The organism is uncultured Corynebacterium sp. (assembly GCF_946998835.1).
Taxonomy (GTDB): domain Bacteria; phylum Actinomycetota; class Actinomycetes; order Mycobacteriales; family Mycobacteriaceae; genus Corynebacterium.
Genome location: NZ_CAMQAZ010000017.1, coordinates 1 through 12,417 on the forward strand (window position 1 = coordinate 1; position 12,417 = coordinate 12,417).

9 protein-coding genes are annotated in these 12,417 nt (G+C 60.5%); 5 read left to right on the top strand and 4 right to left on the bottom strand.

The genetic code is table 11. The features are described 5' to 3' along the window. Together Q0U90_RS07060 and Q0U90_RS07065 are read left to right on the top strand one after the other, a co-directional pair. Positions 1–831, top strand: an 831-nt coding sequence (locus Q0U90_RS07060; RefSeq protein ID WP_297452957.1) for a pyridoxal-phosphate dependent enzyme, incomplete at its 5' end; no start/stop codon positions are given. A 106-nt stretch (positions 832–937) separates the two neighbouring features. Beyond that, on the top strand, positions 938–4,564 hold the full coding sequence (locus Q0U90_RS07065; protein WP_297452959.1) for a hypothetical protein: 3,627 nt from the start codon (positions 938–940) through the stop codon (positions 4,562–4,564). On the opposite strand, the gene treZ is transcribed toward Q0U90_RS07065, so the two are convergent. Further along, positions 4,561–6,477 carry a malto-oligosyltrehalose trehalohydrolase gene (gene treZ / locus Q0U90_RS07070; protein ID WP_297452961.1) on the bottom strand — a complete coding sequence of 639 codons (1,917 nt, stop codon included), beginning with the start codon at positions 6,475–6,477 and terminating at the stop codon, positions 4,561–4,563. The genes Q0U90_RS07065 and treZ overlap by 4 nt on opposite strands. Positions 6,478–6,614: 137 nt before the next feature. Here treZ and Q0U90_RS07075 point away from each other — a divergent pair, with 137 nt between their 5' ends. Continuing rightward, positions 6,615–7,307 carry a YigZ family protein gene (locus Q0U90_RS07075; RefSeq protein ID WP_297452963.1) on the top strand — a complete coding sequence of 231 codons (693 nt, stop codon included), beginning with the start codon at positions 6,615–6,617 and terminating at the stop codon, positions 7,305–7,307. 5 nt (positions 7,308–7,312) lie between these two features. Here the strand turns inward: Q0U90_RS07075 and Q0U90_RS07080 are convergent, their stop codons facing one another. Further along, positions 7,313–8,059 (bottom strand): helix-turn-helix domain-containing protein, encoded by a 747-nt coding sequence (locus Q0U90_RS07080; RefSeq protein ID WP_297452964.1) that lies wholly within the window; start codon positions 8,057–8,059, stop codon positions 7,313–7,315. Between the two features lie 152 nt (positions 8,060–8,211). Between Q0U90_RS07080 and Q0U90_RS07085 the strand changes: the two genes are divergently transcribed. Both Q0U90_RS07085 and Q0U90_RS07090 read left to right on the top strand, forming a co-directional pair. Continuing rightward, complete coding sequence (locus Q0U90_RS07085) at positions 8,212–8,457, top strand: hypothetical protein (protein WP_297452965.1); 246 nt, start codon at positions 8,212–8,214, stop codon at positions 8,455–8,457. After that, positions 8,458–8,850 carry an RNA-binding S4 domain-containing protein gene (locus tag Q0U90_RS07090; protein WP_297452967.1) on the top strand — a complete coding sequence of 131 codons (393 nt, stop codon included), beginning with the start codon at positions 8,458–8,460 and terminating at the stop codon, positions 8,848–8,850. On the opposite strand, the gene Q0U90_RS07095 is transcribed toward Q0U90_RS07090, so the two are convergent. Both Q0U90_RS07095 and treY read right to left on the bottom strand, forming a co-directional pair. Next, complete coding sequence (locus Q0U90_RS07095; RefSeq protein WP_297452969.1) at positions 8,798–9,964, bottom strand: GTP pyrophosphokinase family protein; 1,167 nt, start codon at positions 9,962–9,964, stop codon at positions 8,798–8,800. The genes Q0U90_RS07090 and Q0U90_RS07095 overlap by 53 nt on opposite strands. Continuing rightward, on the bottom strand, positions 9,954–12,416 hold the full coding sequence (treY, locus tag Q0U90_RS07100) for a malto-oligosyltrehalose synthase (protein WP_297452970.1): 2,463 nt from the start codon (positions 12,414–12,416) through the stop codon (positions 9,954–9,956). The genes Q0U90_RS07095 and treY overlap by 11 nt, the downstream gene beginning before the upstream one ends. Position 12,417 lies beyond the last annotated feature (1 nt).

Consider the following 12,417-nt stretch of genomic DNA (forward strand, 5'->3'; position numbering starts at 1 on the left):
GGCGCTACTATGGTCGAGCCCTTTGACTCCTTTAACACCATCGTTGGTCAGGGCACTGTTGCGGCGGAAATTATTGCGCAGCTCTCTGGCCAAGGCCTGACGCTCGACACAATCTGCGTGCCCGTTGGTGGCGGTGGCCTGCTCAGCGGTGTCGCCTCGTATTTGGCCGATATGTCGCCGAACACCCAGGTCATGGGTGTGGAGCCTGCGGGCGCGGCCTGTATGCGCGCAGCTTTGGAGAACAACGGCCCCATCACGCTGGGGCACACTGATCCGTTTGTCGACGGGGCTGCGGTGGCCCGCTTTGGTGACCTGCCGTGGCACATACTGGAGGCCAACCGCAATCGTGTTCATCCGATGATTGCGCCGGAAGGTGCCGTCTGTGAGGCCCAGCTGGATCTCTACCAGAACGAGGGCATCATCGCTGAGCCCGCCGGCGCGCTGTCCGTGGCAGCTCTGGAGCAGATGCAGTTCGAGCAGGACGAGGTTGTTGTCTGCATCATCTCCGGTGGTAACAACGACGTGCTGCGCTATGCCGAGATTATGGAGCGCTCGCTGGTCTACCGCGGCCTCAAGCACTACTTCCTGGTGAACTTCCCGCAGAAGCCTGGACAGTTGCGCATGTTCCTCAGCGATGTCCTCGGCCCGGACGACGACATCTCCCAGTTCGAGTACCTCAAGCGCAACAACCGCGAAACCGGTGCGGCCCTCGTTGGTATTGAGCTGCGTCGTGCCTCTGACCTCGATGAATTGCTGGCACGTATGGATGCCTCGCCGCTGAAGTGCCGCCGACTGGTGCCTGGCACGCCAGAGTATGACTTTTTGACCTAGACTTGCTGGGTCAATCTGGGAAACTTCCGAGGGAAATCTCCCAGGACTGTCAATCAAGTGAATCTTTTCGAGCAAGCTTTGTAGCGAAGGGGAGCGTCCACCCACTATGACTGGGGCAAACAGCGTTGACCAGGGTGTCCGAGTGGAAAATACAGTGATTGTCGAAATGTGGCTGGCCGCCGCAGAGCAGGACCTGGCCACCCGGATTCCGGGGCTGCTGGACTCAGCCACACAGGCCAAGGTTGAGCCGCTGTTTGTCTGGTCGGGGCTGTCAATGGATGAGGTCGAGCGCATCGACCGCTTCCTGGGAACGCTTCTGGCTCACCATCTGGCCGGTGGCACAGCTGCCGATATTGATGCTGCGAAGAGTGTCGTTGATAATCACCCGCTGGTTACTCTTGCCTCGCTAGTGGGCCGCGCTGCGCGTGTTGCGTCGGCAAGCGAAATGTGGCTGGACTGGCCGGCCGCTCTGCAGCTGAATCCGCACACAGGGGCCACCGGCGCGCTCATTTCTCACCTCGCCGCCGCGGTGCCGACGATGCTGGCAAATGCCGGTCTGCCTAACGACGTTGACAGCGACCAGACCGATTCGGATGAGCTTCAGCAGGCCGCACAGGTTCTTCTGCTGCACGCGGGTGTGCAGCTATCGGTGATGCCACTGATTATCGAGCGCTGCGAGGAACTTGCCGGGGTAGCGGAGCTGTTCAATCCTTCCGCAAATGACCTGGTACAGGCGTTGTCGAAGGTACATCCGCTGCTCGAGGGGCTGCTGACCGAAATCGCAGAGGCCGAAGATGGTGTCTATCCGCTGGCGCTGCGTCAGTTGGCCAGGACGGCACCTCGTCAGGCGCACAAGCTGTTCAAGGCGACCCTCGGCTACACCATTGCCACTGCCGCTGATCCGGCTAACTGGGAAGCTCGGGAAGAGCTGGGCCAGCTCGATGCGGGGTTGCCACCAATGCTGGTGGCCGCTGCGCGTGAAGAGCTGCGTATGCGCCCTGCAGGTACTGCGAATCGTCGTGAAGCGGTCGGAGTGGTGGCAACGACCGGCCGCCCGCAGCTGTACTTCGACGAGCTGACGCAGACCGTTGGCGTACAGCTGCCGACACCGCTGGATCCGGCGGGGCGGACCTGGCGCGTCACCTTCGGCGGTACCGTGGCGACAACGCCGGTGGTGGGCCTGCAGGATTCACTGCCGCGACCGGTCGTGACCATCGACGAGCCGGTGCGCGATGTGCTGGTGGAAATCGGCGATGAAAAGCATTGGCGAGTTCCGGCGATTAGCACTGAGGACCCTATTCTTATTTTCGGTGCTGACGGGCAGTCGGTGACGGATAAGGTTTCGCTACATTCGACGTCCGCCACAGTGGTCTACCCGGTCGATGCCACACTCGTTGACCCCGTCACAGGTGCTGAGGTGCCATTCCTTGCGGATCCGCGCCCATTCAACTGGGAGCTGTGGCAAGTCGCTGAAATTGATCTTCGCGATGTTCATGCAGTTCAGGTTCGTCGCGCCGGAGTGGCGGGTGAGGTCCGCTCGGCGTCCCCGCAGCGCCAGCCGCGGATGACCATGCCGCACGCCCGCCTTGACGGCACAGTATCCTCCTATGGCACTCCGGTTTACGCCGGCGGGCCGGTGGCGGTGTTCCCGCCGACTCTGTCCGGAAAGGACGAGTCCTGGCGCGCCATCGTCACCGAGTTTGGTGGCTACGGCGCGTTCACCACGGATTCAGTTATGGTCTACGACCTCGAAGTACCCGCAGCCGGTGGTGAGGTCGACATTCTCACCGACGATGATTACCCGTGGGTCGGCGAGTTCGTGGTTCGCCTTGTCAATCCGCGCGGCCGCAGCTTTCAGAAGCACTTTGCCATTGCTGAGCAGGCCGACCTCACCATCACCTACAGCGGCGGTGGCGACGGCTTCCGCATCCCCACCATCGAGGGCCTGAGCCCCGCTGACATCCGCGTTGTCTCCGGCGACAAGCCGCTCGAGGCCGAGCCCGCCATCGTGCGTCTCGGGGCGGATGAAGTCACCGGCACTGTCGAGCTCTCCACTGACGAAGGCGCATGGCTGCAGTTGCAGGTCACGCCAGGCACGCTGCAGTTTGAGGTTCCGCTTGCCGACGAATCCGTCGCCCGCCGCACCACTACTTTGGTTACCCGCCCGAAGCGTGTCGATGCCTTCGGCAAGATTGTCGTTAGCGCCCCGGGTGAACTGCGCCATGCGCATATTGCCGTTGCCAGTGGTGAACGCGATATCTGTCGCATTCCCATCAAGCGTTTCGGCGATACTGGCTATGCGGAGTTTGGCAAGTTCGCTGACCGTATCTCCCTGCTGAAGGCCCTGCGCATCAGCCTGGACTGGACGCGTGTGACGGGACGTAAGCGCCTGTCGGTGCCACTGGTGGAGGCATCCTCCCGCGATGCCATCCGTCAGATTGCCTTCAACGATGAAGCCACTGACGTCATCGAAATTGATGTTGCTGACGATGTCGCGCATCTGCCGATGACCCTGTGGCTGTGGGCTGCAGGTCAGCCGTGGCGCGAACCTGTTGCCCTGGAAGTCGTTGAGGGCAAGTGCGAGCTTCCCGACGAGCTTCGCGGTCTCGGCCCCTTTGTCGCCCAGGTGACTCTCGGTGTGGAAAAGGAACGCCATCCGCAGTGGCCAGCGGCTGGGTCGATTATTCTGCATCATGTTGATGACGCTGAGGCTGTCGACCTCGACGGTGAGGGCGCTGACCCTGTTGCGCGTGCGCAGGAGCTGTGGGGTGAGCTGAATCAGGACCAGCTCGCACGTCTGTGGACGCTACTGGTGACCCTGCGCGCCGGTCGTGCAACTGCGATGGCACAGGCGAACCCGCTACTGACCGCTCCTATGTTGGGGGCCATCCTGTGCGCTGAACCGCGTGCTGGCCTGGCTGCGTTGAACCGGTCGGTTATCGCACTAGATGATCAGCCGGGAATGTTTATCTCTTCCGGCCTTGTCCTCGGCGACTTCAGCGCCACTAAACCGGTGCCGGGGCGTCGCCGGGTGCCATGGCTCGGTGCGCTGGCAGCGCTGGCGGATCTCACTGACGAGAGCGTGGACCGCTCCCGACAGCTGGATTACCTACGTACCACCGGTGGTCAGGGTCTGCTGGACATCGCCGCCAGCGGTCAGGACACGACTTTGGAGTCAGCCACCATTGACCAGAGCTCGGTGCAAATCACCTCGCTGCCGGAGGCTCAAGCCAGCGCTATTCTGTCGCAGGTCTTTGATTCTTACCGCATGGTCCCAGGTCCGCTGACCGACGATGACGCCCGATTCACCGCGATTTATGAAGTGGTTCGCAACCGCGCCGAGATTGTGGAATCCGGTGTCATGACCCAACTCGCCGCAGCCTCTCGGGTGCTGTTCAAGACGGTGTCAAAGGCATCGCCGCGACTGCGCAAGGCGGTCAATGTCCGCTTCCACAAGCTCGATGGCATTGACGCGGATGATCCTGCGCTGCACTGGACTTTGGTGCCGGGCACGTCGCTACTTATTGCAGTGGCCGCCCGTGTACTGGCCCGTACGCAGGCTGAGAGTTCCGACGCTAGTGTCGCCGCTGTCCGTGAGCTGATTCCGATGTGGGCACAGCTGGCAGACCTGGTGCCGACTCTGGTGATGAGCGATATTCTCATCGCCGATGCGTTGGTCGCTCACGTTCTACACGGTGATGTCACCGAGCTTCCGTGGCCGGCATCGGACTAGCTCAGTGAAATGACAGCGTAGCCCCAGGCTGGAAGCGTAATTTCCGGGCCGGCAGCTTCGTCGTTGACGATGCTGGCAGCTGCATCCTCAAAAGTGTGCAGCAGGTGAGCGGAACCGAATTCGGAGTCCAGGTTGATGCTGGCCTCAGCGTCAGAGAAATTGGCTACCAGCGCGACCGTCTCAAAGGCGTCCGAGCTGCGGGCACCGACTTCGCGCTCATCCTGACTGCGCACGACGACGAGGCAACGGTTGTCCTCGTCATATTCGGTGACCACAGATGCCGACCACGGAGTGCGCAGAGATGGGTGCGACTTTCGGAGCGAGAAGAGATCGCGGTATGCCGACAGAATGGCTGCGTGCGAGCCTTCCGAGACCTCCTGCCAATTGAGCTTCGAGCGGTTAAAGGTCTCCGGGGCCGATGGGTCGAACACTTCCTTCGGATTCCAACCGGCCCGGGCAAACTCACGAAGGCGACCTTCGCGTGTGAGCCGCTGCAGCTCCGGATCCTCATGGGAACAGAAGAACGCAAACGGGGTGGAAGCTCCCCATTCCTCGCCTTGGAAGAGCATTGGAGTAAAGGGGCTACAGGCGATAACTGCTGCCTTCAGAACCTGCTGCGCCGGGGTGAGGTTCATGGACGGGCGGTCGCCAACTGCGCGGTTACCCGTTTGATCATGCGTGGTCGTGTATGTCACGAATGCATGCATGGGCTGGACAGACAAATCAAAGGGGCGACCGTGCGTGCGTCCGCGGAACGTCGACATTGTGCCCTCGTGCCAGAAACCTGTTTCCAAAGCGCTAGCCAGCGCTTCCACCGAACCAAAGTCCGAGTAGTAGGCGTGGTCCTCGCCAGAGACAAGCGTGTGCAGCGCATGGTGGACATCATCATCCCACTGCGCGTTGAGACCAAAGCCACCGGCGGCGCGAGGACGAACCAAACGGGGATCATTCTGGTCGGACTCCGCAATCAAGGAACGTGGAATACCAGTCTCTGCTGCGACAGTATCGGCAACAACCTGCATCTGCTCCAGAATGTGGAAAGCCCCCTCATCATGCAGGGCATGGACCGCATCCAGTCGCAGGCCATCGACGTGGTAATCCACCAGCCATTGGCGCACTGCATCCAAGATGTAGGCGCGCACCTCATCGGAGTTATCCCCAGTGAGATTGACGACCTCGCCCCAACCCGTCGAACCACCAGCGGTGTAGGGGCCGAAAAAGCCCACATAGTTACCGTCTGGGCCGAAGTGGTTATAGACAACATCCAAAATGACGGCCAACCCCTTGCGATGGCAGGCATCAATAAGCTTTTGCAGACCACGCGGGCCACCGTAGCCTTCGTGCACGCTGTGCCAGGACACACCGTCGTAGCCCCAGTTGCGGTCACCGCCAAAAGGCTGCACCGGCATAAGCTCGATGTGCGTGACCCCCAGCTCAACCAGATGGTCCAGATGTTCTACGAGACCTGCGAAGTCACCAGAATCACTGAAGGTGCCCACATGCAGCTCATAGATCAGACCACCCGGCAGGATCCGGCCCGACCAACCCGAGTCCTTCCACTTGTAGGCGCCGAGGTCAATGACCTCGGAGAAACCATGCGGACCATCTGGCTGGGACTGGGAACGCGGATCCGGCAGCGGGATCGTCCAGTCGCCGACAGCAGGGGAGGAGCCATCCCGCGAGCCGCCGTCAGGCGCGCCATGCCCCGCATGTGCCCGCAGTGAAAACGCGTAACGATCTCCCGGCGTGCGCGCCACATCAGCCTCGAACCAACCAGAGTTGGCGCTATAGCCTTCGGAGGCATCAGCCATCCGGTGCATATCAAAAATTGCGGGAGCGTCAGGATTGCCCAACAGCAGACGGGCTTCAGAAGCGTAGGGTGCCCAAACTCGATAGTTGCTCATGAGCCCCATGGTAGGTCAGTCAGCGGATTGACACAGTAAAACTTTTTCGAACACCGCAGATTCGAATTGAGTCCGAGGTCATCTTTGAAATGGGCGGAGCGGCCGTGATTGGGTGTGCGCCCAGCTCGTACGTCACAATGGACACTATGACCACCGAGCCATCCACTTCGACTTCCACAGCGCCGCGTCGGCGTGACATCGAGCTGATTGTCCCCGCCGACGGCGAGATTGTCACGAATGAAATCGAGATTAAGAAATCTCGCTTCATTACGTGGATCGCGCGTGCCGACGACGAAGATAGTGCCCGAGAGGTCATCAATCTGGCCAAGTCGGAGTACCCGGATGCCCGTCACCACTGCAGCGCATACATTCATGAGGTCGTCGGTGGAAATCGTGTAGAGCGCTCCTCGGATGACGGTGAACCGGGTGGTACAGCAGGCCGGCCCATGCTCGATGTGCTGCAGGGCTCGGGGATGACAAATGTAACCGCAGTGGTTATCCGCTATTTTGGCGGCATCAAGTTGGGCACCGGCGGGCTCGTGCGGGCTTATTCGGACTCGGTCTCACAGTGCCTGGAGAAGGTCACGCGCATGCGGCGTGTGCAAAGAGCCTTGAGGATTGTGAGCGTCCCAGCCGCCGATGCCGGTCGCATCGAAGCTGAGCTGCGGGCGCGTGGTTACGAGATAGTGGAAACGCAGTGGGGGCAGAGCGTGGACTTTTCTATCGCGGTGACTGCCGATGGAATTGCTCAGCTTGACGGTGAAATGCAGGCTCTGACCAAGGGCGCCAGCGATCTATCTAAGGACGGCGGCGAAATCTGGTGGGAGCTGCGGGCCTAACTGCGCTACTCCTGCCCTGCAGGCTCTTCGCCGTAGTGTGCGCCGCGATGGCGCTTGAGAATCGCCACCAATTCGTCCTTATTTTCCGCAATCTTTTCCGGTCGGCCGAAGACACAGACCGCAGCGACAGTTGCACCGTCTTCCTCCACGGCGATGGAGACACCATCGACTCCACCGCCTTCTGCGATGCCTGGGGCAGCACAGACACCGGTCTCTGCAATTTCGCCGGCCTGGCGGAGAAAATCGTCTACATAGACCTGGTCTTCTGGTCGTGCAGAGTTTAGGTATGACCACAGTTCGCGCTTTTCAAAGCGGCTCATCAAAACCCACCCCGCGGAGGTTCGCAACAACGACCGGGGTAGGAAATTCTCCGTCAGGTACTGGTAGCGCATGGACTCACCGACGGTCTTGAGATAGAAGAGCTTTCCACCGACCGGCAGCGCCAGCACAGTAATTAGACCAGTTTCGTTGTGAATTGCCTCAAGCTCGGCCGTCGGTACGTTGACCATGTGACGACCGGCCATGACATTGAGCAGAAATGGTGCCATGCCGAGCGTGTAACGCTTGTTTGATTCGTCAAGGTAGCCTGTGACGGTCAAACCGTTGACAAGGCCCTGCGTGGTACTGAGAGGATAGTTCAGTGTGTGGGCGATGTCAGTGAGGGTCAGGCCCTCGTTAGAGCGCGCAACAAGTTCGAGGATCGCCGCAACGCGGTCGACCATGCGGTGGCGGGGGCGGACAGTTTCTGTCATAGGGCTAACTCTAGCAACCGAACTACGCCATCGCGTTAATTGCCTACCTAAATAGGGAGGACTGTTCGGTTGGTTATGGGTATTGACACTTTTGATGAAATGTACGAATCAACGACGGATGTGTTACGTCAGGTCGATGAGAACACTCTAATATGTACCCCATGAGCTATCTTCAGCCCCAATCTCAGAACCCCATCGAGCTCCGCAAGAATGCGGTGCGAAAGTACTCCCGCAATGCAGTCGTGTGGGCAGGCAGCGGTGTCGTTGGCGGCGCAGTGCTGGGCATCATTGCGCCGAGCTTCGAACTCTTCCTCATTCTCGCGATTGTCGGCCTGGTGGGTGGATTTATTAACTGGCAAAAGGTTCAGCGGATTGTGAACCACAAGGATCCGCAGTAAATGCCACCTCAACAGCAGTTACCCACTGAACCAGTGCGTATCGATGCCTGGATTTGGGCGGTCAGGTTGCTGAAAACGCGCTCCCTGGCCGCGGATGCCTGCCGCGGAGGGCACGTCAAAGTCAACGGTGAGGCTGTAAAACCCTCGGCTCTGATTGTCCCTGGGGACACGGTGAGGTTGTGGGCCAATCACCGCGAGCACATCGTTGAAGTAACCAAGACAGTGAAGAAGCGAGTCGGGGCGCCCGTGGCCAGGCAGTGCTACATCGACCACTCACCGCCGCCGCCCCCGAAGGAAATCCTCGCATCCATGCCGATGCGCGACCGCGGGGCAGGGCGGCCTACGAAGCGTGATCGTCGTCAGCTCGACCGTCTTCGTGGACGTCGTTCATAGAAACCCCGGCTTCGGTCAATTGCTGCAAACGTGCGCGCAAGCGAGCTGGTCGGCGCTGCGGATTATGGCTAGTATCCGCAGTTGCCTCAATGTGTTTGGCACCGCGGGCGGCAAGCAACAGGTCATCGATAACACGCACATGACCGGGAGTGAAGCGGTACTTCATGGCCTTACTGACAGCGCTCAGGCGCTGCGGGTTCAGTAACTCACGCAACTGGCCGACGGTGCGAATGCCATTGAGTTGCAGTAGCTCCTCCGCCCAACCGTAATGCTCCGATTTGGAGCGCGGCGCATCCGGAAGCAGCATTGTGAGCACGCCCGGCAGGGTTTCCTCGGTCACCACGATGTCATCGGCCGTGGTCTGTGCCGGAACAGAGGCCTGCTCGCCTCCGCCATGCGTGGACTCATCGGGAGTGGATTCCTCTAGCACGGCAACGACTTGGTCAAACTGCTGGTCCGCCAGCTCAATGAGGCCCGCGGCCAGCGCAAAAGCTCGATCAATCCGCGGGTCTGTCGCGCCCTCGGGTGCTTTGTAGCGAATATCGTGCTCAAACTCCGCCCACGCATGCTGTAGGACCGTGCGCAGCTGTACCTCAAACTGCATGTCCGCATAGGGAGCCAGCTCTGACGGCGCCGCCGTCGACACCTTGCAAATCAAGTGCTGAGAGCCATATCCCAGCCGGCCGCTAACCCTCGTCTCGGCCGTCTTATCAATCGTGCGCAGCACAATCAGCGAATCTCCCAGCGCGTCCATAATCGCCGGAATTTCCGTCGAATGGTACGTCGTCACCCGTACGCCGATGATGTCGTGGATATCGTGCCACGGGTCTGGGTAGGTGTAGGTGCCATCAGCTTTACGACGCAAGGCCTTCTGCCGCAAGGAACGGAAAGACTTCACTCGTGCCGTGACATTGTCAAAGGCCAGACCGGCATCCGAGAGGATCTCTTGGATTGCATCGACAAAATCTTCCGCGGCGGTGGGATGCCGTGTAACCCATGAGTCGTACTTAGATTGCAGCGCGCGTGTGACTTCCCGATCTTCCGCCTGCTGAGCCTTGCGGGTGGGTTCTCGGGAATCGTCGGCAAGCGAATCTTTCATCCGATTAGTCGTCATCGTCCTCGCGGACCAGGAGCGCTACCGGGAAGGAATTGAACAGAGACGACACGGCGATGGTGCCTGACCACGTGTGACCGGTAAAACAGTCGGTCCAGAAACCCTTGGGCAGCGTCACGGTCGTGTCGCCCCAGCCGCCTTCGCGCTGCAACCCCAGCGGGCGACGCGTGACCAAGGCAATGACATTCTCCGGCTCGCCCTGGGGGCCTCGCGCCGCGCCAACCAAGTGGCGCTCGCCCACACCTACGGCGAAAACCGGCTGGTAAGTGCCGCCGACGAAGGACTCCGGGCGCTCCGCACGCAGCTTCACGCCGTGGTGGGTCACCATCAGCTTTGCGACGTCCGCATCGGCATCCGTAAAGTCCTCCGGCAACTCCGCTGGCTGTTCCGGGCTCTTCGTTACCGAAGTGACCTCATCGCGAGCGACCTTATCCAGCGCCGCGACGCGCGCATCGTAGTCGATGAAGCGGCGGTTATCTGGGTCAACCAGGGAGTCCTCTGTGAACTCCGTGCCCTGGTACGTATCTGGGATTCCGGGGCCGATGAGCTGGAGGAGCTTGCGCGACAGGGACGTAGTCAGAGCTGCGGGCGCAATCGAGCGGACGAACTCGGTGATGGAGTCGGTCAACGGCCCGTCGAGAAGCGCGTCAATCCAACTACGGATGCCAAGCTCGAACTCTTCGACTGGCTCGGTCCACGAAGTGTGAACGTCGGCTTCGCGAATGGCCTTAGTGGCGTAGTCGTGGAGCCGTGTGCGCAGTTCATCGGTGATTACACCGTCAGTCGGCCAGACACCGATGATGTTCTGCAGCAGGAAGTAGCCAGTGGCATCGTCCGGGGCAGGGGTGATGGCCATCCAGTTGCGGACATTTTCCGCCCAGTCGCCGGAGACATCGGAGAGCTGGAGAATGCGGGCGCGGACATCTTCGCCGCGCTTGGTGTCGTGCGTGGACAGCGTGGTCATAGCCCGTGGCCACAGGCGAGCGCGCTCCGACTGCAGCAGGTGGAACTCCGCTGCCGACATTCCGTAGCGGCCGAGGTCACCACCGACCTCATTCAGACTGATTAGGCGGCACGCGCGGTAAAAGGTGGTGTCTTCGACACCTTTCGCCATGACCGCACCACAGACCTGTGCGAAACGAGTAGCGGCCTCGCCGCCGGCGACCAGACCTGCAGAAATAAGGTCGAGGGCGAAAACACGCGAGGGGAAGCGCGCCGCCATCTCGCCAATGACAGTGGATGCCACTCGAGAGAGGGAGACATAGTCCGAGCGGTAGACGGGCATGGCGGCGACCAGTTTGCAGATGGTGTCGATGAGCACCTCATCGCTGACGCTGGTGCCGCTGATAGACCAGTTGTCGCGGCGCAAGGCGCGCGCTAGACGACGGACTTCTGCAGCCAACTCGTGTGCCGCGACATCGTGCTTGAGAGCCTGTGCTGTCGCCTGCACGGCAGTCCTATCCCAGGTCGAACCGGACTGCTGCAGAGCCAACATGCTCATGGCATCGCGGGAGTCGCGGTTGACAAAGACATTGTCGAACTCGCGGAGAGCATCGTAGCCCGTCGTGCCGTCAACCTGGAGCCTTGGATCCAGCGGCTCTTCAGCTCCCAGAATCTTCTCGATGACCAGCCATTTGTCATCCCCGAGTAGGCGACGCAGCTCACTGAGGTAGCCGAACGGGTCACTGAGACCATCCGGGTGATCAATGCGAACACCGTCGATGATGTCCGCGGCCAACAGCTCACGGACAATGCGGTGCGTGTGCTCGAAAACTACTGGGTTTTCCTGGCGAATACCAGCCAGGCCGTTGACACTGAAGAAGCGACGGTAGCCAATGACCCCGTCCTTCCAGTACATCAACCGGTAGGACTGGCGGTCGTGCACTTCCTGCGGGGTGCCGTTTTCGGTACCAGGGCGCACCGGAAACGCATTGTCGTAGTAGCGCAGCAGCGGCTCGTCGCCGGAGGTGTCAATCTCCAGCTTGTCTGTGTCCTCCGGGGAGCCCAGGATTGGCAGCCCCATCTTGCCATTGGCACCGTTGTCCTCGTGCCAATCAATGTCGAAGTACGGCTCGAACTGAGAATCCTTGCCATAGGTCAGGACATCCCACCACCAGGCATTGAGCTTCGGCTGCTCAACTCCGAGGTGGTTCGGCACTAGGTCGATGATGATGCCCATACCAGCCTTGTGCGCTACCTGAGCGAGCTTCTGCAGCTCTTCGATACCGCCGAGCTCTGGGTTCACTGTGGTCGGATCGATGACATCGTAGCCGTGGTTCGACTCCGGTACAGAGGTGAGGATAGGCGACAGGTACAGGTGCGAAATCCCGAGGTCTGCCAGGTAGCCGACCTGTTCAGCCGCGTCAGCGAACGTGAAAGCGCGCCCGTTCGGATCGGCCTTGGGGCCACGGAGTTGGAGACGATAGGTGGACGTAATTGGTCGGCGACTCATG